This window comes from Phenylobacterium sp. (assembly GCF_044236515.1).
Lineage (GTDB): Bacteria > Pseudomonadota > Alphaproteobacteria > Caulobacterales > Caulobacteraceae > Phenylobacterium.
Genome location: NZ_JBIIGK010000004.1, coordinates 22100 through 42275 on the forward strand (window position 1 = coordinate 22100; position 20176 = coordinate 42275).

At 70.3% G+C, this 20176-nt stretch carries 24 protein-coding genes; 14 read left to right on the plus strand and 10 right to left on the minus strand.

Annotation, left to right across the window (positions count from 1 at the left end; translation table 11 throughout):
* Window positions 1-47: 47 nt before the first annotated feature.
* Complete coding sequence (locus ACILRF_RS00940; RefSeq protein WP_395670385.1) at window positions 48-2738, minus strand: peptidoglycan-binding protein; 2691 nt, start codon at window positions 2736-2738, stop codon at window positions 48-50.
* A gap of 155 nt (window positions 2739-2893) precedes the next feature.
* Between ACILRF_RS00940 and ACILRF_RS00945 the strand changes: the two genes are divergently transcribed.
* The gene (locus ACILRF_RS00945; RefSeq protein WP_395670386.1) at window positions 2894-3097 is read left to right on the plus strand and encodes a hypothetical protein; all 204 of its coding nucleotides are present in this window, start codon (window positions 2894-2896) and stop codon (window positions 3095-3097) included.
* Here the strand turns inward: ACILRF_RS00945 and ACILRF_RS00950 are convergent.
* Together ACILRF_RS00950 and ACILRF_RS00955 are read right to left on the minus strand one after the other, a co-directional pair.
* Window positions 3094-4788: a GNAT family N-acetyltransferase gene (locus ACILRF_RS00950; protein ID WP_395670387.1), complete on the minus strand. Its 1695-nt coding sequence runs from the start codon at window positions 4786-4788 to the stop codon at window positions 3094-3096. The genes ACILRF_RS00945 and ACILRF_RS00950 overlap by 4 nt on opposite strands.
* 42 nt (window positions 4789-4830) lie before the next feature.
* Entirely contained in the window at window positions 4831-5034 is a 204-nt protein-coding gene (locus ACILRF_RS00955) for a hypothetical protein (RefSeq protein WP_395670388.1), read from the minus strand.
* 128 nt (window positions 5035-5162) lie between these two features.
* On the opposite strand from ACILRF_RS00955, the gene ACILRF_RS00960 reads away from it, so the two are divergent.
* Both ACILRF_RS00960 and ACILRF_RS00965 read left to right on the plus strand, forming a co-directional pair.
* A complete protein-coding gene (locus ACILRF_RS00960; RefSeq protein ID WP_395670389.1) occupies window positions 5163-5438 on the plus strand; it encodes a hypothetical protein in 276 nt (91 codons plus the stop codon).
* 144 nt (window positions 5439-5582) lie between these two features.
* Window positions 5583-6056, plus strand: a complete 474-nt coding sequence (locus ACILRF_RS00965) for a hypothetical protein (protein WP_395670390.1) — start codon at window positions 5583-5585, stop codon at window positions 6054-6056.
* 4 nt (window positions 6057-6060) lie between these two features.
* Here ACILRF_RS00965 and ACILRF_RS00970 read toward each other — a convergent pair whose 3' ends face one another.
* Entirely contained in the window at window positions 6061-6195 is a 135-nt protein-coding gene (locus ACILRF_RS00970; protein ID WP_395670391.1) for a hypothetical protein, read from the minus strand.
* A gap of 204 nt (window positions 6196-6399) precedes the next feature.
* Between ACILRF_RS00970 and ACILRF_RS00975 the strand changes: the two genes are divergently transcribed.
* From ACILRF_RS00975 to ACILRF_RS01020, 10 genes are all read left to right on the plus strand, one after another.
* Complete coding sequence (locus tag ACILRF_RS00975) at window positions 6400-6588, plus strand: hypothetical protein (protein ID WP_395670392.1); 189 nt, start codon at window positions 6400-6402, stop codon at window positions 6586-6588.
* A gap of 117 nt (window positions 6589-6705) precedes the next feature.
* Window positions 6706-6975 (plus strand): hypothetical protein, encoded by a 270-nt coding sequence (locus tag ACILRF_RS00980; protein WP_395670393.1) that lies wholly within the window; start codon window positions 6706-6708, stop codon window positions 6973-6975.
* A gap of 316 nt (window positions 6976-7291) precedes the next feature.
* Window positions 7292-7834 carry a DUF4402 domain-containing protein gene (locus ACILRF_RS00985; protein ID WP_395670394.1) on the plus strand — a complete coding sequence of 181 codons (543 nt, stop codon included), beginning with the start codon at window positions 7292-7294 and terminating at the stop codon, window positions 7832-7834.
* A 121-nt stretch (window positions 7835-7955) separates the two neighbouring features.
* A complete protein-coding gene (locus ACILRF_RS00990; protein WP_395670395.1) occupies window positions 7956-8234 on the plus strand; it encodes a hypothetical protein in 279 nt (92 codons plus the stop codon).
* A gap of 47 nt (window positions 8235-8281) precedes the next feature.
* Window positions 8282-9916, plus strand: a complete 1635-nt coding sequence (locus ACILRF_RS00995) for an amidase (protein ID WP_395670396.1) — start codon at window positions 8282-8284, stop codon at window positions 9914-9916.
* Between the two features lie 74 nt (window positions 9917-9990).
* Window positions 9991-10485 carry a pyridoxamine 5'-phosphate oxidase family protein gene (locus ACILRF_RS01000; RefSeq protein ID WP_395670397.1) on the plus strand — a complete coding sequence of 165 codons (495 nt, stop codon included), beginning with the start codon at window positions 9991-9993 and terminating at the stop codon, window positions 10483-10485.
* A gap of 283 nt (window positions 10486-10768) precedes the next feature.
* The gene (locus ACILRF_RS01005; RefSeq protein WP_395670398.1) at window positions 10769-11461 is read left to right on the plus strand and encodes a Crp/Fnr family transcriptional regulator; all 693 of its coding nucleotides are present in this window, start codon (window positions 10769-10771) and stop codon (window positions 11459-11461) included.
* Window positions 11462-11541: 80 nt separating this feature from the next.
* Entirely contained in the window at window positions 11542-11970 is a 429-nt protein-coding gene (locus tag ACILRF_RS01010; RefSeq protein ID WP_395670399.1) for a hypothetical protein, read from the plus strand.
* Window positions 11971-12096: 126 nt separating this feature from the next.
* Entirely contained in the window at window positions 12097-13128 is a 1032-nt protein-coding gene (locus ACILRF_RS01015) for a calcium-binding protein (RefSeq protein ID WP_395670400.1), read from the plus strand.
* 37 nt (window positions 13129-13165) lie between these two features.
* Window positions 13166-13861: a cytidylyltransferase domain-containing protein gene (locus ACILRF_RS01020; protein ID WP_395670401.1), complete on the plus strand. Its 696-nt coding sequence runs from the start codon at window positions 13166-13168 to the stop codon at window positions 13859-13861.
* Between the two features lie 30 nt (window positions 13862-13891).
* On the opposite strand, the gene pseI is transcribed toward ACILRF_RS01020, so the two are convergent.
* The 5 genes from pseI to ACILRF_RS01045 are packed head-to-tail and all read right to left on the minus strand — an operon-like array spanning window position 13892 to window position 18516.
* Window positions 13892-14956, minus strand: a complete 1065-nt coding sequence (gene pseI / locus ACILRF_RS01025; protein WP_395670402.1) for a pseudaminic acid synthase — start codon at window positions 14954-14956, stop codon at window positions 13892-13894.
* Window positions 14953-15642 carry an HAD family hydrolase gene (locus ACILRF_RS01030; protein WP_395670403.1) on the minus strand — a complete coding sequence of 230 codons (690 nt, stop codon included), beginning with the start codon at window positions 15640-15642 and terminating at the stop codon, window positions 14953-14955. Before ACILRF_RS01030 ends, pseI begins: the two co-directional genes overlap by 4 nt.
* Window positions 15639-16583, minus strand: a complete 945-nt coding sequence (locus ACILRF_RS01035) for an ATP-grasp domain-containing protein (protein WP_395670404.1) — start codon at window positions 16581-16583, stop codon at window positions 15639-15641. The genes ACILRF_RS01030 and ACILRF_RS01035 overlap by 4 nt, the downstream gene beginning before the upstream one ends.
* 5 nt (window positions 16584-16588) lie before the next feature.
* Window positions 16589-17464 (minus strand): class I SAM-dependent methyltransferase, encoded by an 876-nt coding sequence (locus ACILRF_RS01040; protein WP_395670405.1) that lies wholly within the window; start codon window positions 17462-17464, stop codon window positions 16589-16591.
* A gap of 5 nt (window positions 17465-17469) precedes the next feature.
* Window positions 17470-18516, minus strand: coding sequence for a ribonucleotide-diphosphate reductase subunit beta (locus ACILRF_RS01045; RefSeq protein WP_395670406.1), 1047 nt, complete (start codon window positions 18514-18516; stop codon window positions 17470-17472).
* 126 nt (window positions 18517-18642) lie between these two features.
* On the opposite strand from ACILRF_RS01045, the gene ACILRF_RS01050 reads away from it, so the two are divergent.
* Window positions 18643-19311, plus strand: coding sequence for a glutathione S-transferase family protein (locus ACILRF_RS01050; RefSeq protein WP_395670407.1), 669 nt, complete (start codon window positions 18643-18645; stop codon window positions 19309-19311).
* Here the strand turns inward: ACILRF_RS01050 and ACILRF_RS01055 are convergent.
* Window positions 19308-20129 carry a lipid A-modifier LpxR family protein gene (locus ACILRF_RS01055; RefSeq protein WP_395670408.1) on the minus strand — a complete coding sequence of 274 codons (822 nt, stop codon included), beginning with the start codon at window positions 20127-20129 and terminating at the stop codon, window positions 19308-19310. The two genes, ACILRF_RS01050 and ACILRF_RS01055, sit on opposite strands and share 4 nt — an antisense overlap.
* Window positions 20130-20176: the final 47 nt, after the last annotated feature.

The following is a 20176-nucleotide window of genomic DNA, read 5'->3' on the forward strand; positions in this document are numbered from 1 at the left end:
GTCAGCGCCTCATGCCGTGGGCGGCCCCCACGATGCGGCGAAGGTCCTCAGCGCGTGAAGACCGACAGCCGCTGGGTCGTGTTCGGATCGAGCGCGCCGGTGGCGGCCAGGCCCTGATCGCGCTGGTAGGCGGCGACCGCCAGGCTGAATTCGCGCGACGCCGCCCCGCTCGGCTGCCCCTTGTAGTAACCGAGCCGGCCGAGGATCCGCTGCGCGGCGGCGAGGGAGACGGCCGGGCCGCGTCCCGCCGCCAGCTGGCCCTGCGGCCGGAACTCGGCGGCGGCCTTGTCGGCGGCGGCGAGCTGGGCCGGGGTGAGCTTCTTTTCCAGGTCGACGGCGCTGGATCGCGCCGCCGCGTCGCCGCCGGCGGCCGCGATGGTGAACCACTTGTAGGCTTCGGTCAGGTCGCGCGGCACGCCGCTGCCGGCCTGATGGAGGAGGCCGAGGTTGTACTGGCTGTCGCCCACGCCAAGCTCAGCCGCCTTGCGGAACCAGCGGGCTGCGCCGGCCAGGTCCTGCGGGCCGCCCGCGCCTTCGAAATAGTAGAGCGCCAGGTTATGCATGCCCCGCGCCTCGCCGTTGACGGCGCTGCGGGCCGCCCAGCGACGGGCTTCGGCGGCGTTCTTCACCGCCCCGTGCGCCCCCGTCTCATAGAGCTTGCTCATATAGAACTGAGCCGGCGCATAATCCGCCTCGGCCAGGGACTTCATCCGCGCCAGGGCGCCCGGCTCGCCGTCTTCCAGCTGCCGCAGCGTCGTCAGGTACTGAGCCGACAGCGGCTGGGCCGGCGCGGCCGCTTGCGGCGCCGCCGGCGCCCCTGCCGGAGCCTCGGCGCCCGCCGGGGCCTGAGCGCCGGGAGCAAGCGCGCTGAGCGGCTGCGGCGCGATGGCGACGGCGGCGCGCGGCGGGGTCTCGAACGGCGAGGCCTCGACGACATCCTGACCGCTGTTGGCGTTCATCAGCACCATGCCGGCCGCGCCGACGCTGAGGAAGGCGGCGCCGCCGGCGATCATGAAGGCGGTCTGCAGGGTCGAGCCGGCCGCCCGGCTGGAGCGGGTCGCCGGCTTGGCGGCCTGCGGCTTGCCGAACTGCGGCTTCGGCGCGGCCCGCCAGTTGGCGCGCGCCTTGACCTGCATCCGTGGGCGGCCGCCGTCGGCGGCGCGGGCGGCGGCACGGGCCTGGTCGATGACCTCGCGGGTGGACAGCGGCCGGGCGCCGAGCGGGGCTTCCGTCGCCGGCGGGGCCGGGGCCTCCAGCCCGAAGACGTCCTCCTCCGGTTCCGGGATCGGCGCGAAGTCGGCGTCAATCGGCGCCGGTTCGGCGCGCGCGGACTCGATCCGGGCCGGCTCGATACGGGCCGGCATGAACGGTGCGGCCGGCTCCAGCGACTCGGCGCGCGAGAACAGTTCCGGCCCGAAGGCGGCGGCGCCGGTGATCGGCGCGTCGGCCTCCGGCGCGGCCGGGGCGCGCGGCTGCAGACGTTCAGCCGCGTCTTCGAGCAGTCGGGCGGTCCGCGCCTCGCTCTCGCGCAGGCGCTCGGCCAGGTCGTTGGAGATCCGCTCGTGACGCTGCTCGATCCGCTCGGTGACCCGGGCGACCTGATCGCCGACGTCGTCGATGGCCTGGGCGGCCCGACGCTCGGACTGCTGCATCCGGTCGGTGAGCCGCTCGGTGATGCGGCCGATCTCGGCGCCCAGCTTGTCGAGGGCGTCGGCCTGGGCGGTCTCGGTCCGGCTCAGTCGCTGTTCGACGGCGCCGGCGATGCGGGCCATTTCGCCGCCGATGTCGGCGATCGCCTTGGCGCTACGAACTTCGGAGGTCTGGAGGCGGCGGTTGAACGCCTCGGCGACGCCGATCAGTTCGCGCCCCATCCGCTCGACGGCCTGAGCGGAACGGCGCTCGGCGGCCTCGACCTGACTGGCGAGCTCGGCGAACCGCTCGTCGATGCGGCCGGACTCGGTGGCGGCCAGGCGCTCGGCGATCTCCGCCCGGGCGGCTTCCACCCGTTCGGTCAGGCCGGCGGCGAGCGCCTCGAGCCGGCGTTCGGCCTCGTCCCCGCCTTCCACCGCGCCGAGGCGGCGGTCGAGCGCCGCCAGGGCGCCGCGCAGGCTCTCCAAGGCGCCGGCGGTGCGGCCTTCAGCGTCGGCCAGCCGCTCGCCCAGCCGGCGCACGACCTCGTCGATCAACGGCGCGGGATCGCCGCCCCCGAGGCCTTCGACCCGCCCCAGGCGCGCCTCGATCAGGGCCAGAGCCTCGGCGGACCGCGGACCGGCCGGCTCGGCCTCCAGTCGGCGCAGGCGCTCGCCGGAGCGGGCTTGTTCGGCGTCGAGACGGGCGGCGACCGCAAGATGCTCGCGCTCCCCCGCCTCGATACGCGCGACGGCGGCGCGGACGGAATGCTCGACGCCGGAGATCGCCAGGCTGGTGCGGGTCTCGGAGGACTCGATGCGGTCGGTCAACCGATCGAGGGCGTAGGCGATACGCGACAGGTCGTCGGCCCGAGACCCGGCGGCGTTCAGGCCGGCCGAGGCCACCAGCCGGGGCCGGCTCTCGAACGGACGAACCGTGCGGTCGGTGAAATGGTCCTCGGAGGTCACGTCCTCAGGTACATCATCTTCGAGGATGACGCGATTCAGCCACTCGCCGAGGGTCATGCCCGAGCGGCGGGCGAGATCCTTTGCGACCTCCCTCGCCTTGGGGTCGATCCCCTTGACGCTCCAGGGCGCGCCCGCGGTCATCGAATCTCTCCAGTACCTTCGATGAAGGTTCCCACCGATTCCTTGGGGTGTAAACGCGGCCTTAACGCTACATATTGGGTTTGGAGACATTCCTGTGGATGTCTTGCTCAACTTCCAGGCGCAGCCGTTCGCGTTGCGACGCTAGGGACTGCGACATGGACCTGCCCGTCACCGCTGCGATCGCGCTGGGCCTCCTGGCGATCGCCGTGTTCGCCGGCTGGCGCGGCGCGCGGGCGCCGGATCCGCTCCGGGGTCCGCGGCTGATCCCCTGGCGGGCGATCATGGTCACCGCCGCCGCCGGGCTGCTGATCATCGTCGTCCACCTGGTGAACCTGCTCGGGATCACCACCGGGCGTTAGCCGGTGAGCGCGGGTTGCGGATCGGGCTCGCGTCCCGGCTCGCGCGGCGCTTCGCGCTTCGGACGCTTGGCGAGGTTGGCGATGCCGCCGGAGGACAGCAGCCCGACGTCGGCCAGCAGCAGCGGGATCGCCCAGCGCCGCGGCGCGGCGGCGTAGCGCGGCTGCCAGAGCGGGTCGTACTTGTCCTTGTACCGGCGCACGCCCTGGAAGTTGTAGATCTCCTCGCCTCGCTCGAAGAGCAGCTTGCCGACCCGGGACATCATCGGCGCGAGGGGGCGGTCGTCGAGGCCGGCCAGCGGGGCCATGCCGAAGTCGAAGGCCTGGTAGCCCTGCTCGCGCCCCCACTGGATGAGCTCGACGAAGAGGTAGTCCATGATGTTGCGCGGCGCGGCCTCGCCATAGCGCATCAGGTCCATGGAGAAGGAATTGCGCGCCGCGGTGGTCCAGAGGGTCGCGAAGGCGACAGGCCGGCCCTGGTCGCGCACCAGGGCGATGGGGAATTCGGCGACGTAGGCCGGGTGGAACCCGCCCATGGTGAAGCCCTTCTCGCCGCCGGCGTGCTGGGCCAGCCATTCGTCGGAGATGGCCTTGAGTTCCGGCAGCACGGCCTGCACGGCCTCACCGGTCAGGACTTCGAACGTGCACCCCTCCTCCGCCGACTTGCGCCAGGCGCGGCGCAGGTTGCCGCGGCGGCGGCCCTCGATGCGGAACGTCTCCAGCGGCACGAGGGCGGCCTCGCCCACCTTCTGGATCGAAAAGCCGAGCTCGACGATGTCGGGCAGGTCGTCGGCGACGAGGCCGTAGATCCCCGGCCGGGCGGCGTGGGAGTCGGCCAGTTCGCGGAACCGCCAGAGCAGCTCCATCCGCTCATCGACGCGGCCGACGGGCGCGCCGAGGGCGATCCAGCTGCGACCGCGGGCCCCGAACATCAGGAACGACGCGCCGCTGGCCGAGAACAGGAACCGCTTGTCGCCCAGGAGAGCGAGGTTCGAGCCCGGCTCGGCGGTCTCGGCGGTGGCGAGGATCTCGCGGACCCGCTCGAATTCCGGATCGCTGTCGCCGACCACCTTCGGGGTCGCGGCCGAACCGAACAGCCGCCAGACGCCGAAGGCGAGCAGGGCGATGGCCGCCCCGGTCCAGGCGCGCATCGAGCGGGCGGCGTCCTCGTCGGCCATCACCCGCCACCAGGGCATCTCGCCGTAGTCGGCGTTCTGGTAGGACCACAGGCCGAGCATGCCAGCGCCGGCCAGCATGGCGAAGGCCGAGATCAGCCAGCCGGGAGTGATCTCCATCCGACTGAGGCGCGCGGGACGTGGGAACGCCCCCCGGAACGGCGCCAGGGCGGCCGCGAGGGCCACGAGGATCGCCGTCTCTTCCCACACCAAGCCCTTGAGCAGCGACAACGAGGCGGCGGCGAGCAGCAGCACCATCGTCGCCGCCCACGCCGCGTCCAGCCGGGCTCGCAGGCCGAACGCCACCAGCACCAGGGCGAGCCCCAGCACGCTGTCGGCGAAATGGCTGATCTCGATAAGGAAGACCGGGGTGATCTCGAGCAAGCGCATGAAGCGCACCGGCACGGAGGGCGTCGCCGCCGACGCCAGGATCATCGCGCCCGACGCGAAGACCGCCACCGCGGCCGTCCACGGCGCGGCGGCGAAGGCCGCCGGCTTCAGGTCGCTCAGAAGACGCATCGCGCGCTTATAGCACCGTTGCGGAGGAGGCCTTCCAGGCCTTCAGGAGATTTCGTCCACCAGGTCGGGGTCGATATAGCCGGCGCGCTCGCCAGCCGCGATCGCCGCCGCCGCGAAGGCCACGGCCATTTGGCGGGCCTCCGTCCGGGTCCGGCAGAGGCGAACCGTTCTCGCCCCGCGCAATACAGCCCAGCCTGCGCCGTTCGGGGCGACCATGTAGATGCGCCGCAGCACCTCGTGCGTCATGCGGGCAAAACAAATGACAGGATGCGGCGGTTGCGACGGCGTTCACGAAAACTTGCATCCGCAGGAAACCAACCGTCCCTTCGTGCGCTGAAGCTCCATTGGGGACCTACCAAAGGAGAAGATCCACAATGCGCGTGACCTCCGCGATTCTGGCCGCCTGCTGCGCGGCCCTCAGCCTCGCCGCCTGCGAAAGCCAAGCCGACAAGCAAGCCGAAGCCAAGGCCGACGCCCTGGAAGCCCAAGCCGCCGCGACGCCGAACGAAGCCGCCGAAACCGCCTTGAACGCTCAGGCGGACGCGGTGGAGCAACAAGCCGGCAACGCCGACGGCGGCGCCACCACGGCCAACACCCCGAACACCAGCCCGTCCGCTCCGGCCGCTCCGGCCGCTCCGGCGAACCACTAAACAACCCGTCTTAGGGCGAGTTGGAGAGCCCCGGGCCGCGGGCCCGGGGCTCTTTTGTTAAGAACGACGTCGCGGTTTGACGTATCGTCGTTATATTCCTCTTTGACGCGGGCGCCGCGCGGGCGCTGCTCTGCGGAGATCGGAATGGCGCGACCCACCCGTGCGGCGATGCTGGCGCAGGTGGCTGCGGCCTATCCCACGATCGCCGAAGACCTGGCGCAGCCGCTGCTCAACTTCATTACCATTGCGCGGGAGACGGTGGGCGGCGACGCCGACAAGATCCTGCTGATCCTCACCGTCGGTGTGCGCACCAGCCAGCACCCGGAGTTCGCGGACTTGACGCCGGGCGGATTACGCCGGGGCGAGACCCCGGTGCTGCCGTCGCTCGGCATCAACATCCGCTCCATAGCCGACTCGACCGGCATCCCGCGCGAGACGGTGCGGCGCAAGGTCGGGGAGCTGGTCAAGGCCGGCTGGCTGGTCCGCGAAGGCAACGACGTCCGCTACACCGCCGAGGGCTACCTCGCCGTGACGCCGGCGCGCGACGCCATCCTGGCGCTGGCGGTAAGGAACTATGAGACCGTCGTCGGCCTGATGAGCCGCCGGGAGCCGCGCTGAGGGGTCAGGAGTCGTTGGCCGGACGCCGCCGGCGCGTTTCGTTGGCGAGGAACGTCCACTGCATGGCGAGGTCGAGGCAGGCCTCCTTGGCCGTGGGCTCGCTCGCCGCCCAGGCCAGGTTGCGGATACGGTCGGCCATGCGCAGATAGCGGCCCGCCCGATCCGTCGGAGTTTCCTGTGTTTCCACCACGGTTCCCGCCCCAGGGGACGTCGTTCGGCGCGTCCCCGCGGGGAACATACCCAAACGCCGGGCGCCTTCAAGCTCAACCTTGGGGCGACGCGGCTCGCCCGCCGCCGGCCGCGGGACAGGTGACGCCCGAGACAGGCTGTGCGAGGGGGAGGCATGAGCCGACCGCCGCCCCTGACGGACCACGACGTCCACCGGCATCTCGCCCGGATCGCCAACGAGCTGCGCCAACTGGCCGAGGCGTCCGGAAGCCTGGTGGGCGAAACCGCTCTGCGGACCGCCGCCCAGACGGTGGACGGCATGGCCAAGGTGGTGCGTGACCACGCCGGCCCGGAGCCGCACTGACCTTGCACAACCCAGGCTTGGCCGCATCGTGGCGAAAAGGCGCCAAAGCGGGCTCATTTGGTATTGCGCAGGAAGAGAGACTGGGCTTGGGTTAAACTCGATGCCGGTGGCAAGTTCATGAGCGGTTTCGCCTCGCCTTTCCAAATCGCCGCCGTGTTGGCGGCCGCAGGCGCGCCTCTTGCCGCGGGTCTTGGCGTGGTGCTCTGGTCGAAGCTGCGGGCCGCCAATCGCGCCCGTCACGAAGCGGAACTCGACGCCGACCTCAAGACGATGTTCCAGACGCTGGAAGGCCGGGCGACGCCGCCGCAGCTGAACCTTGTCGTCGAGGCCCTGGAAGAAGCCAGCGCCGACCCGACGCCGGTCCCGAAGACCGCTGTCACGACTTAGGACCTCACGGTCCCGACTTGATATTCGCGCCGATCTTCGACTGAGCCGCCGTTAAGCTTGTCGAGGCTCATTTTACCTTCCAGTTGCGCAGATCTGGCGATTTTCATTCGCAGGTTGTGAATTCGCCAAACAATGTGCGCTCTTTCAGCGCAATCCCTGGCGCCCGTATTGCAAGGCTTCTTTCGCAAGCGTAAGGCCAGGGTCAGATATGTTCTGTTCTGAAACGTGTTTTCCAGGAGCAGAGCGGGCTCGGGACCTTCATGACCTGCGCCAAGTCAGCGTAGATACAAAGCGAACCTCCCGCGAGACCACCATGATGAAGATCCGCAACCTGACCCTCGGCCTGACCGGCGCCCTCGCCGCGGCGGCCGTCGCCACCGGCGCCCAGGCGCAGGCGACGTCGAGCCAGACGACCACGTCGACGGCCACGATCTTCCAGCCGATCAACCTGACGAAGAACACCGACCTGTCGTTCGGCACCATCGTGCGTCCGGTCTCCGGCTCCGGCACCGTGGCGATCGCCAATACCGACGGCCAGCGCACCTCGACGGGCGCCGTCGCCCTGCTGGCCAACGGCCCGAACGCGGCGGCCAGCCGCGCGACCTACACGGTCACCGGCGAAGGCGGCCAGTCCTTCAACGTCAACATCCCGACCAGCTTCAGCATGACCCGCACCGGCGGCTCCGAGACGATCCTGGTCACCCTCAACATGTCGGTCACCAACCCGCAACTGCTGTCCGGCACCCTGGGCACCACCGGCAACCTGACCTTCGGCGTCGGCGGCTCGATCCCGGTCGCCAACACCACCGCCTCGGGCGCCTACACCGGCACCTTCAACGTGGTGGTCGCCTACAACTGACCCCGGCGCAGCCGGCCGAAAAGCTCCAGCCCCTTCGCCGGCCCGGCGGAGGGGTTTTTCGTGCGCGGAAACCTGGGTTACAGGGCGCATCCCGCCTGTTCGCGGGCGAGAGGAACACGACGTGAGCGGCGGCTGGGTGATCGGGGTGATGATCGAGCAGGCGGGGGCCGAGCCGCTGCGCCATTACTACGCCGTCGGCCATGACGACCGCGCCAAGGCCGAATGGACGGCGGTCGACCACGCCCTGACCGACGGGCCTGTGGCCGCAAGTCCAGTGGGGGGCCGTGAGCCGGTCGAGGCGCTGCGCCGACTGACGCCAATGAGAATGGCCGCGCTAGGGCTGAAGGCGGGCGAGGTGCGGGCGCTGGGCTGGCGCCATCCTCGGCGCTGGCTTTCCTGACCCCGCCGCGCCTAACCTCTGCCCAAAGGTTCCGGGGAGGTCGGGTCATGGGGCTGAGAAGGGCGTTGGCTTGCGTCGCCGTCGTTGCTGCGCTGGGCGCCTCGGCGGGGCCCTCGGCGGCGGCCGGGATCGACGTGGTCGAACTGACGGCGAAGGACGCGGCGACGGCGCTGCGGGCCGGGGCCTACAGCTCCCGCCAGCTGACCGAGGCCTTCCTGGCGCGGATCGCCCGCTACAACCCCGGTTACAACGCCATCATCACGCCGAACCCGGCGGCCCTGGCCGAAGCCGACGCCATCGACGCCCGCCGCCGCGCCGGCGAGGCGCTGGGCCCGTTGGCCGGCGTGCCGGTCGTGGTCAAGGACACCATGGACGTCGCGGGTCTGCCGACCACCGCCGGCTGGAAGGTGCTGAGCGCCCGGGCCGGCGGCGTCGACCTGATCCCCGAGACCGACGCGCCGGTCGTCGCCCGCCTGCGGGCCGCCGGGGCGGTGATCCTCGGCAAGACCAACGTCCCGGTGCTGAGCCTGAGCGCGACCAACGCCAACGACAGCTGGGCCGGCCCGACCTACAACGCCGCCGCGCCGAGCCGCGCGCCCGGCGGCAGCAGCGCCGGCACGGCCACCGCGGTCGCCGCCAGCTTCGCGGTGCTGGGGCTAGCCGAAGAGACCGGCGGCTCGATCCAGAACCCGGCGGCGGCGCAGGGTCTCGTCAGCGTCAAGCCGACCTTCGCCTTGGTTCCGAACACCGGGGTCTTTCCGATCGGCGGCAGCACCCGCGACGTTGTCGGGCCGCACGCCAGAACGGTCCATGACGCCGCCCTGGCGATGGACGTCCTGGCCGGGTTCACCGCCGAGGACCCCAAGACGGTGGCCGCGATCGGCAAGGTCCCAGCGGGCGGCTACGTCGCCGCGCTCAGCGCCACCGCCCTGCGCGGCAAACGTATCGGCCTCTACGGTCCCGGCTGGCGGAAGAACGCGCCGATGTCGCCGGAGACGGAGGCGCTCTACGCGCGCGCCGTCGCCGTGCTGGAGGCGCAGGGCGCCACCGTCGTGCGCGATCCCTTCGACGGCTCGGGGTTCGCCGAGCTGCCGCAGCCCTCGTCCCTGGCCGGATACGATGCCAGGGGGGAGGAATCCGCGCCCTACGACCTCAACGCCTACCTCGGGCGGCTTGGCCCCTCGGCGGCGGTGCATTCCCTACGCGAACTCGAAGCGCGGACCGGGACCAGCCCGTTCGGCGCCGGCAAGTCATTCAGCTACCTCGGCGACCTGCCGGGCTTCCAGCAGGTCCTGGCCAATCCGACCCGCGTTCCGGACCTCAGCGGCTTTCGCGCGGTGCGCGAGGCGCATCTGCGGATTTTCGATGCGGTGATGGCCCGCCACCGGCTCGACGGTCTGGTCTTCCCGCAGATGCGCGCCGAAGCCCCGCCGCTGTTCGCCCGCGGCGAGATCGCCGACACCACCGTCTCGGAGATCAACATCGGCGGCTTCCCGGGCGTCACCGTTCCGGCCGGCTATTACCGGTCCGGCGCGCCGTTCGGCCTGCTGTTCGTCGGTCGGCTGTGGAGCGAGGGCGACCTGCTGGCCATGGCCCATGACTACGAACAGGCGACCCGGCTGCGGCGAGCCCCGGCGCTGGTGGAGCGGCCCAGGGCCGACCCGCCGCCGACCCGGCGCTGAGCCCGGGCGTCCGGAACCGTGACCGGCGGATCGGGTTCAGGGGACGTCCCCCTCAACCCGATTGGAGCCGATCCATGGCCGACCATCATGACCCCGCCGCCATCGAAAAGCGGCTGTGGAAGGACATCGAAGACCACCGCACCGGCATGCTGGGCCTGATGCGCGACGACCAGCACTTCCAGCCGATGACCGCCTATGTGGAGCGTGACGCCAATCAGGTGTGGTTCTTCACCTACAAGGACACCGACCTGGCGGAAACGGTCGGCGCGACCGGCGGCCACGCGATGTTCGTCTACCAGGGCAAGGATCTGCAGGCCTGCATCGGCGGCCATCTCACTGTGCGCCACGACCCCGAGCGGATCGAGCGCTATTGGAGCCCGGTGGTCGCCGCCTGGTACCCCGAGGGCAAGGACGACCCGCGCCTGACCCTGCTGTGTCTGGACTGCGAGGACGCCCAGGTATGGGTCACCGAGGCCGGACCGCTGCGCTTCGCGTTCGAGATCGCCCGCGCCAACGCCACCAAGACCCGGCCTGACCTCGGCGACCGCGCCGATCTCAACCTGCACTGAGACGCCCGGCGGCGCGCGGGAGACCTCCCCGCGCCGCCTCCCTCAAATGATGATTCGACCCTGAGAAAGGCTCGCAGATATTGTTGAGTCGGCCGCCCGACATTCTGATTGCACTGGGAAATCACCGAATATCCACAGCGCTCCACTTGTTTTTTGCTCTTACTGAATAAGTTTCACGTTTAGTGTCGAGTTCTCGACAGTCTCGGATCCTATGCATCGATAACTTGAAACCGAAGCCGTACGGCGACGTTTCGAAACCCCGATGCAAAGGTCAAACTCCGCGTTGCGAAACCGTCTGCTGGCGTCGCTACCCTCCGACGACTACGCCCTGCTTGCACCGCACCTCGTCCAGGTCGACCTGGAGCGCGGCCGGCTGCTCTACGATCCGGGCGACCCCATCGAGACCGTCTATTTCCCGCACGACGGGGTCGTCTCGCTGATGACCCTGATGGAGAACGGCGCGGCCATCGAGAGCGCGACCATCGGGCCCGAAGGGGCGCTGGGCCTCATGGCCGCGGTCTCGCCCCGCCAGTCGCTGCTGCGGGCTATCGTCCAGACCCCGGTGCGGGCGGCGCGGATCAGCGTCGCGCCACTCCATGAGGCCTGGGAAAAGAGCGTCGAGCTGCGCCGGCTGGTCGACAACCACAACGAGGCGCTGTTCGGCCACGCCATCCAGTCGGTCGCCTGCAACGCGCTGCATTCGGTCGAGGCCCGCTTCTGCCGCTGGCTGCTGACCTGCCACGACCGGATTTCCAGCGACACGGTCGCCCTGACGCAGGAATTCCTCGCCGACATGCTGGGGGTACAGCGCACCACCGTGACCGCCGTCGCCCGCAGCCTGCAGGAGAAGGGCGTCATCCGCTATCGCCGCGGCGTGGTCGATATCATCGACCGCCCGGCGCTCGAGCAGTACACCTGCGAGTGCTACGGCGCGATTCGCCGCACCTACGAGCGCCTGCTGCCGCCCGAGGCCTGAGGCGAAACTCAACTACAGCGACGACACGCCGCAATCGGAAGTCCCCGGCGCCGGCGCCCGAGTGGGTGTATGGCGAAGGCATGGCTCGCCGCGCCCTTCGCCTCGGCTTCATTCTGGCTCCGGCCCTCGCCCTGGCCGCCTGCGCGACCATGGAGGTGGTGGATCCGCCGACGGCGCTGAACGGACGCGGCCTCGACACCGCCCTCAACCTCTACGGCCAGTGGGACGAGAAGCTGACGATCGACGGCGAGCCCCAGTACCTGTGGCGGCGGGCGGTGGTCGCGGATGGCAAGCCCTACGTCTGCGAGCTGCGGGTGAAGGTCAGTATTCGCAACGTCATCCGGGCCGTGACGACGGAGGGCTTCCCGGAAGCCTGCGGCCTGTTCTCCGTGCAGTACAAATCGACCAACGACAGCCCGCCCGACGCCGCCGGCGCCCAGGCCGCGAAGGCCGCGAAGGCCGACCTGAAGGCCAGGCCAGCCCGGCGCTACCGCCCCGTCGGGCCCTAAACCAGCTCGACCATTGAACCCGAAAGGGTCAGGCGAGCGACACATTCTCGCCTGCGCACCCCGCTGAGTTCGCGCCGTCCCGGGGGCGGCCAGCACGCCGCACTGACAATTTGCAAGGAGAGCGGCGTGACCAGAGGCACGTACGACAACCTGTTCCAGGCGCTTGGCCAACGCGAGTCCGGCGGCGATTACGGATGGGTCAGCCATCCGGGATACCTCGGCCGCTACCAGTTCGGCGAAGAGGCGTTGAGCGCAGTCGGGTTCTACAGCGGCCACGACGGCAGCGGGGCGATCGACTTCGCGGGCGGCTGGACCGCCAAGGCCGCGGGCTTCGGCGTCCACAGCAAGGCGGAATTCCTCGCCTCGACCTCGGCCCAGGAGCAGGCGGTCCGCGACTGGTACGGCCACATCCGCCAGGACCTCGCGGACCTCGGGCTCGACAAGTACGAGGGCCAGACCATCGCCGGCGTCGAGCTCAGCGCCTCCGGCCTGATGACCGGCGCCCACCTGGCCGGGGTCTGGGCGCTCAAGTCGTGGCTGGAAACGGGCGGCTCCGACGTCTTCCATGACTTCATGGGCACGCCGATCACCGAATACATCAGCCTGTTTCACGACTACGACACCCCCTTTACCTTCGAACATGCCGGCAATGACGCCATCAACGGCGGCGCCGGGATCGACCGGCTGACCGGCCGCGTCGGCGACGACACCCTGACGGGCGCCGCCGGCGACGACTGGGTCGTGGGCGGCAAGGACCAGGATCGCCTGGACGGCGGCACGGGCGACGACATCGTCTACGGCAACCTCGGCCAGGACACGCTGGAGGGCGGCGACGGCGCCGACATCGTGCGCGGCGGTCAGGGCGACGACCTGGTCAGCGGCGGCGAAGGCGCCGACTGGCTGTCCGGCGACCGCGGCGACGACGTCGTCACCGGCGGCGGCGGAGCCGACATCTTCCACGCCTTCGCGGGCGCAGGGCTGGACCGGGTCACCGATTTCCACGCCTGGGAAGGCGACCGGGTGATGCTGGCGGCGGGGACGCGGCACTCGGTCTCGCAGGCCGGCGCCGACGTGGTCATCGAGATGGACGAAGCCCGGATGGTGCTCTCCGGCGTCAACCTCGGCGATCTCGGCGGCGGCTGGATCTTCGAGGGCTAGAGAATCGGCGGATGCTTCCCGGCTCGGAGGAAGCGGCATGGCGACGGCGATCCTGCAGGCGCGGATGAGTTCCACCCGCCTGCCTGGCAAGGTGATGAAGCCGCTCGCCGGCCGGCCGATGGTCGAGCGGCAGATCGAGCGCCTGCGCCGCTGCGCCACCCTCGACCGTCTGGTGGTCGCGACCAGCGAGGAAGTCTCCGACGATCCCCTGGCGGCGCACCTCGCGGCGGTCGGCGTGGAGGTCTACCGCGGCCCCCTCCACGATGTGCTCGGACGTTACGCCGGCTGCATCGCCGCCCTGGGGATCGACGGCGACGTCGTGCGGCTCACCGCCGATTGTCCGCTGGCCGATCCGGAGGTGATCGACGCCTGCGTGCGGCTGCGGGCCCGGCTCGGCGTCGACTACGCCTCGAACGGGCGACGGCGGTCTTATCCCCGAGGCCTGGACGTCGAGGCCTTCACCCGCAAGGCGCTGCTGGCCGCCGCGGCCGAGGCCGACGCGCCCTACGACCGGGAGCACGTCACCCCCTACCTCTACGCGCCCGGCAGCCGTTTCACCCAGGCGGAGCTGGTGCAGCTCTATGACGAGAGCGCCCTGCGCTGGACGGTGGACACGCCGGAAGACTACGCCTTTGTCGAACGGGTCTACGCCGAGCTCTATCCGCTGAAGCCCGCCTTCACCTCGGACGACATCCGCGCCCTGCCCTTCCGCCGGCTGGAGGCCGATGCCTGAGCCCCCTCCCTAGCCGGGCGGGAACTCCGCCTAGGGGACCGCTGGCGCCAACATGGACAGGTCGAGTGGCTCGCCACGCTTGAGCGCGCGGGCCGCGCGACGACCCAGGATCTCAGGAAGGTGCTTGGGCGGCAGGCCAAAACCTGGGCGGATCGAGCGCACGTTCTGCGCCGTCAGCACTTCGCCGGCCGCCACGTCGGCGACCACGTAAAGCGAGCGCCGGTGGTCGCGGCTCGATGCTTCGCAGGCCGCCTCGTCATAGCGGACCTCGCCCAGGGCCTCCCAGGCGGTGCGGGCGTCCGCGACCAGCCGGGCGAGTTCCGGCGGCTCCAGTGAGAAGTCGGAATCGACCCCGCCCTCCGCCCGGTCGAGGGTGAAGTGCTTCTCGATGAAGCACGCTCCCAACGCCACCGCGGCCACCGATACGGCGACGCCCATCGTGTGATCGGACAGGCCGGCGACGACGCCGTGCTGCTCGGCCAGATGCGGCAGCGTCTTCAGGTGCATCTGTGAAGCGGGGGTCGGATAGCCGCTGGTGCAGTGGAGCAGGATGATCTGGTCACATCCCGCGCCGCGCGCCGCGGCCACCGCCTCGGCGATCTCGGTCGGCGCGGCCAGGCCGGTCGACATGATCAGCGGCTTGCCGGTCCGGGCGCAGAGCTCGATCAACGGAAGGTCGATCAACTCGAAGGAGGCGATCTTGAAGGCCGGCGCACCGAGCCCGTCCAGAAACGCCACCGCGGTAGGGTCGAATGGCGAGGAGAAGATGTCGATGCCGATGGCGCGGGCATGCTCGAACAGGCGCGGGTGCCAGTCCCAGGGGGTGTGAGCCTCCTGGTAGAGCTCGTACAGCCGCCGGCCGTCCCACAGGCCGCCGTGAACGCGGAAGGCCGGGCCGTCGTGGTCGATCGTGATGGTGTCGGCGGTGTAGGTCTGAAGCTTCACCGCATTCGCGCCGGCCGTCTTGGCGGCGTCGATCAGGGCGAGGGCCCGGCCGATGTCGCCATTGTGGTTGCCCGACATCTCGGCGACGACATAGGGCGGATGGCCGGGGCCGATCGGGCGGCCGGCGATGGCGACGGCGGGCGGGGTCACGACGGGTCTCCGGTCGCCAGCCGCGCAAGCGCGGCAGGGACGTCGTTGAAGCTTGGCGCCTCAGCATCCGGCGGGAATCGGCCCGGGTCCACCTTGGCGAACTTTCCGGTGCGCACGCGGATCGACTTCGCACCGATCGCTTGGGCGCCGGCCATGTCGTGCAGCGGATTGTCGCCGATCACCACGGCGTCGCCGGCTGCCGCCTCGAGTTTCTTCAGGGCCATGCGGTAGCCGGTCGGATGCGGCTTGGGCGCCTCGTGCTCCCAGCAGAAGACGAGGGCGTCGACCAGGCCCGCGAGCCCCAGCGCCTCCGCCTTGCGCCGCTGCATCAGGTGCAGGCCGTCGGTGACGATGGCGAGTCGGTGGCGCTGGCGCAGCTCGGCCAGGGTCGCCGCGACGCCGGGCCAGAGCGCGATATCTGGGTGATGGTCGCGGTAGGTGCCGACGAGATGGGCGATGAGGTCCGGCGTCGGGTCGATGCGGGCGGCGGCCAGGGCGCCGTCGAACAGCTTGCCGCGCCCCTCGGCGTCGAGGCGGGCCGCGAGATCGGCGGACATTCCGTCGGCGGAGACGTGCGGGAACGCCTCGGCGATGGCCGCGGCGACGGCGCGAAAGCCGGAGAGGACGTAGCTCCGCTCGTCGTAGAGCGTGTCGTCGAGATCGATCAGCAGGGCGCGCGGGCTCATCGGCCGATCGCCGCGAGCTCGGCCTCCGTCACCAGACGGTCCTCGGCATAGCGCAGCATGGTCAGGCCGTAGGCGATGTCCCGCGGACGGTCCGCCTCGCCGGCGAGCATGGCGAGGATCCGCTCGGGCGAAGCGAGGCCAGCGCGGATCGCGAGGTTCGACGCGCCGCCGAATCGCGGATTGACCTCGATGAAGCGCGGCGGGCGTCCCGTTTCCCAGAACGCCTGCACGACATTGTGGCCGATGAGGCCGAGCGCCGAGGCGAGGCGCAGAGCGGGGTTGGTCAGGTCGGGCGCATCCACCACCTGCGACTTCACCGCCTCGCCGGTCCGCACCGCGATGCGGCGCCGGGCGACGGCCTGCAGCGGGCGGCCGTCGAGGCTGCAGAGGACATCGACGGTGAACTCCGGCGCGGTCTCCAGCGCCTGGACCAGCAGGCCTGTCCGATCCGGCAGATCCTGCGGTCGGTCGACCCGCCGCGCGCCTGCGCCGCCGGAGCCCTCGGCGGGCCGCACGAAGACCGGGAATTGCGGCGGCTCCCCGTCGGCGAAGGTCCGCGGCGTCTCAAAGCCCTGGGCGCGGCAGAACTCCACGAAGCGACGCTTGTCCCGGCAGATGGCCAGCGCCTCGGCGGAGGGGACGAGCACCACCCCGCTGAGCTGCGCGAGCTGTGGCTTGAGGTCGGCGAGGACCGCCAGTTCTCCGTCGCGGGACGGAACGACGAGCCGGATCGCATGCCGGCGGCAGACGTCGAGGAGCGCCGGCGCAAAGGCCGGATCGTCGCTGCGCGGCAGGATCAGGGCCTGGTCGGCCTCGAACAGCGCGGCGCTGTCGACGGCGATGTCGGCGGCGATCACCGGCCAGCCCCGCACCGCGGCGGCGTCGCGGAAGGCCCGGACCAGCAGGACCTTGGCCGCGGCGCTGAGGATCAGGACGGCCATCGGCCTCAGCCGGCCGGCCGGGCGTAGATGGTCTGGTTGCGGCCGACGCCGGCCCGGGCGCAGCCGCGGCGGAACTCGATCACCGCCCCCAGCGACCGCTCGCGCCAAAGCCCCATCTCGAAGGCGACGCGCGTGAAGTGGCAGTTCCGGCCGAGCGATTTCTCGCGCAGGTAGTTGGTGTCTGGATTGAGCAGGAAGATGTCGACCGGAAACTCGCCGAGGTGCTCGACCACCTCCCAGCCGTGCGCCTGCAGCGCGCGCGGCAGGGTGTCGGTGTTGAAGTAGTTGAGGTGGTCCGGCGGCGCGAGCCAGAACTCGGGCGCTCCGTGGCCGCGGCTGACGATCTCGCCCTGAAGCCAGGAGCCGTCGTTGGGGGCGGCGATCCGCAGCAGGCCGCCCGGCGCGACGATGGCCCGTAGCCGGTCGAGCAGGCCCATCGGGTCGATGACGTGCTCGAGCACGTTGTTGCAGACCAGCAGGTCGTAGGTCCGGCCCGCCTCGATCGCCTGATCCAGCAGGGCGAAGGCGTCGCCGACGGTCAGCTTCTCCGCCATCTGCGGGAAGAATTCGCGGATCCCGTCGTCGGTGAAATCCAGGCCGGTCGCGTCCCAGCCACGGGCGGCGAAATAGGCCAGGGTAAAGCCTTCGCCCACCCCGACCTCCAGCATCCGGCCCGGCGCGCGGGCGCCCCAGACATGCTCGGTCTCCGCCGGCTGGAGCTGCTTATGCTCCAGTTCTTCGGGCGTATAGCCGTGGGCGTAGGGCGTGCCGCCGTGGTCGGCGCCGAAGTACTTGTCGCGATAGTAGGCCGCGAGTTCGTCCGGCGTCGGCCGGGGCTCGATCTCGAAATAGCCCTCCGGCCGCTGCGCCAGCCGCGTCATCGCCCCTACTCCGCTGGCAGGCTCGGGGTTTCGCGCTTGGCCAGCATAGAATCGAAGCTGGCCCAAACGCCGTCCTGGCCGTGCCACTGACCCTTGGTCGCCGCCTTCGAGTACTCGGTCGCCCGCGCCTCGAAGAAGTTGGCGTGCTCGACACCCGACAGCAGGCTCTGCAGCCATGGCAGCGGGTTCTCGGCGCCGATCTCATAGACCTGCGGCAGACCGAGTTGCTTCAGGCGCCAGTCGGCGATGAAGCGGATGTAGCGCTTGATGTCGTCGGGGGTCATGCCCTGGATCTCCCCGGCCTCAAAGGCCAGGTCGATGAACTTGTCCTCGAGGCCGACCACCGTCTTGCAGCAGTCGACGATGTCGTCGGCGACCGACTTGGTGACCGCGCCGGTTTCCTTGTTGAAGGCGTGGTAGAGCTTGATGATGCCTTCGCAGTGCAGGCTCTCGTCGCGCACCGACCAGCTCACGATCTGGCCCATGCCCTTCATCTTATTGTGGCGCGGGAAGTTCATCAGCATGGCGAAGCTGGCGAACAGTTGCAGGCCCTCGGTGAAGCCCCCGAACATCGCCAGCGTCCGGCAGATATCGGCGTCGGTGTCGACGCCGAACGCCTGCATGTAGTCGTGCTTGTCCCGCATCGCCTGGTAGTCGAGGAAGGCGGTGAACTCCGAGTCCGGCATGCCGATGGTTTCGAGCAGCAGGGCGTAGGCGGCGATGTGGATCGTCTCCATGTTGGAGAACGACGCCAGCATCATCTTCACCTCGGTGGGTTTGAAGACGCGGCTGTAGCGCTCCATGTAGTTGTCGTTCACCTCGACGTCCGACTGCGTGAAGAATCGGAAGATCTGGGTGAGCAGATTGCGTTCCCGGTCGTTGAGCTTGGAGGCCCAGTCCTTGAGATCCTCGCCGAGCGGAACCTCCTCGGGCATCCAGTGGACCTGCTGCTGCTTCTTCCAGAAGTCGTAGGCCCAGGGATACCGGAACGGCTTGTAGGCGTAGGACGGCGTGAGCAGGCCTGGCAGGGCTCTTGTCTTGGACGTGGTCACGGAGCGGAATTCCCTACGCGCGGGTTTCGTTAGCGAGCCGCAGGATAGGCGCCGATTTAGGACAACATCTAGCGCCAAGTTGGCGCATTCGCCCAACATGTTGTGAATTAGATTGGGGACGGAAATATGGCCGACGGATACCGCCTCTACAGCGCCGAAGGGTCGGGCGGCGTCGCGGTCGAGGCGGCGCTGACGCTGATCGGCGCGCCCTTCGAGGTGATCGAGGCGGTGAGCTTCGAGGATGACGCGCCGCCGGACGGCGAGGCGGTCGCCAAGGTCAATCCCATGCGCCAGGTGCCGGCGCTGGTGCTTGCCTCGGGCGAGGTGATGACCGAGAGCGCGGCGATCCTGATCCGGCTGGGCGAGTTGCATCCCAGGGCTGGTCTGGCGCCGGGGCCGGACGACCCGCGGCGCAGCGCCTTCCTGCGCTGGATGGCCTATGTCTCCAGCGCGATCTACGCCCACTACTGGCTGAAAGACGACCCCTTTCGGCTTGTCCCAGACGCCGGGCAGCATGCCGCCATCAACCAGAACATCGAAGATCGGATCGCCGACTGCTGGCGGGCGATGGAGGCGCAGACGCGCCCGGGCCGCTACATCCTCGGGGACGAGCTGACCATGCTGGACCTGTATGTGACGGTGGTCTCGCGGTTCCGGCCGCGGCGGCAGCGGTTCGGCGAGGCGGCGCCGCGGCTGGCCGAGGTCGCGCGGCGCGTCGATTCGGACCCGCGGCTCGCCGCGCTGTGGGCGGAGCGCTACCCGTTCGTCGACGGCTGGGATCGGCTGCCGGCTTAACGGCCCGGGCGGATCGAGAAAGAGAAGGCGGCGACGGTGTCGTCCTGGGTCTTCTGGCCGAAGATCATGTTCTCGCCGCGCACCTCGCGGTGGACGACGCCCAAGGAGGTCTGAACCGAACCTTTGCGCCAGCCGACCCCGATATGAGCGTCGCCGATCAGGGAGGAGGTGGCGTCAGTGGTCCAACCGGCCCGGTCCCAGCCGCTGTCGTTGCGCAGCATGTTGAGACCGACCGCCCGCCCGCTGGCGGCGGCGAACAGGTACCAGCGGCCGCGGTCGCCGAACGCCGCCCCGTCGCCGACGCCAAGGTCCTTGAGCTGCTCGACGGCGCGTTCCTCGCGGCTCTTGGGCGCCAGGCGGACCTCGGCTCCGGCCTCGGCCGAGCCGCCGCGGTTGCCGACGCCGACGCCGGCGTGGGGCGAGACGTCGAGGGCGAACTTCTTGCCGCCGAAGCTGACCGCGCCGGGCCAGCTGCGGATCAGGGTCACGTCGTAGGCCCGGGCGTCGAACTCGGCGCGGTCGGGGCGCAGGGCGCCGGGGGCGTCGACGACGCCGGCGATGCTGACCCGCAGCGAGTCGACGGCGCCGCCGCGGCCAAGGTCGGAGAGACGGACTTCGCTGGAACTCCAGCGGATGGCGTGGCCGTCGAGGAACTCGTCACGTTCCAGCATCCGGTCGAGCGCCGGAGCGTCGGCGCCGGGGGCGAAGGCGGCGCGGGTGAGTTCGTGATGCACGCGGTCGGCAGGCCGGGCCTGCGCCGCGGCAGTCGTGGCCAGGCCACAAGTCAGGACGATGGCCAGCCCAGCCAGCGACCGCATCCTCGTCTCTCCCACACCACGTCGTAGCGCGTGGTTTCAAGCCCTAC

Coding starts and splice junctions, on each gene's coding strand:
- ACILRF_RS00940 (WP_395670385.1), bottom strand. CDS start 2,738: ATGACCGCGGGCGCGCCCTGGAGCGTCAAGGGGATCGACCCCAAGGCG.
- ACILRF_RS00945 (WP_395670386.1), top strand. CDS start 2,894: ATGGACCTGCCCGTCACCGCTGCGATCGCGCTGGGCCTCCTGGCGATC.
- ACILRF_RS00950 (WP_395670387.1), bottom strand. CDS start 4,788: ATGCGTCTTCTGAGCGACCTGAAGCCGGCGGCCTTCGCCGCCGCGCCG.
- ACILRF_RS00955 (WP_395670388.1), bottom strand. CDS start 5,034: ATGACGCACGAGGTGCTGCGGCGCATCTACATGGTCGCCCCGAACGGC.
- ACILRF_RS00960 (WP_395670389.1), top strand. CDS start 5,163: ATGCGCGTGACCTCCGCGATTCTGGCCGCCTGCTGCGCGGCCCTCAGC.
- ACILRF_RS00965 (WP_395670390.1), top strand. CDS start 5,583: ATGGCGCGACCCACCCGTGCGGCGATGCTGGCGCAGGTGGCTGCGGCC.
- ACILRF_RS00970 (WP_395670391.1), bottom strand. CDS start 6,195: ATGGCCGACCGTATCCGCAACCTGGCCTGGGCGGCGAGCGAGCCCACG.
- ACILRF_RS00975 (WP_395670392.1), top strand. CDS start 6,400: ATGAGCCGACCGCCGCCCCTGACGGACCACGACGTCCACCGGCATCTC.
- ACILRF_RS00980 (WP_395670393.1), top strand. CDS start 6,706: ATGAGCGGTTTCGCCTCGCCTTTCCAAATCGCCGCCGTGTTGGCGGCC.
- ACILRF_RS00985 (WP_395670394.1), top strand. CDS start 7,292: ATGAAGATCCGCAACCTGACCCTCGGCCTGACCGGCGCCCTCGCCGCG.
- ACILRF_RS00995 (WP_395670396.1), top strand. CDS start 8,282: ATGGGGCTGAGAAGGGCGTTGGCTTGCGTCGCCGTCGTTGCTGCGCTG.
- ACILRF_RS01000 (WP_395670397.1), top strand. CDS start 9,991: ATGGCCGACCATCATGACCCCGCCGCCATCGAAAAGCGGCTGTGGAAG.
- ACILRF_RS01010 (WP_395670399.1), top strand. CDS start 11,542: ATGGCTCGCCGCGCCCTTCGCCTCGGCTTCATTCTGGCTCCGGCCCTC.
- ACILRF_RS01020 (WP_395670401.1), top strand. CDS start 13,166: ATGGCGACGGCGATCCTGCAGGCGCGGATGAGTTCCACCCGCCTGCCT.
- ACILRF_RS01030 (WP_395670403.1), bottom strand. CDS start 15,642: ATGAGCCCGCGCGCCCTGCTGATCGATCTCGACGACACGCTCTACGAC.
- ACILRF_RS01035 (WP_395670404.1), bottom strand. CDS start 16,583: ATGGCCGTCCTGATCCTCAGCGCCGCGGCCAAGGTCCTGCTGGTCCGG.
- ACILRF_RS01040 (WP_395670405.1), bottom strand. CDS start 17,464: ATGACGCGGCTGGCGCAGCGGCCGGAGGGCTATTTCGAGATCGAGCCC.
- ACILRF_RS01050 (WP_395670407.1), top strand. CDS start 18,643: ATGGCCGACGGATACCGCCTCTACAGCGCCGAAGGGTCGGGCGGCGTC.
- ACILRF_RS01055 (WP_395670408.1), bottom strand. CDS start 20,129: ATGCGGTCGCTGGCTGGGCTGGCCATCGTCCTGACTTGTGGCCTGGCC.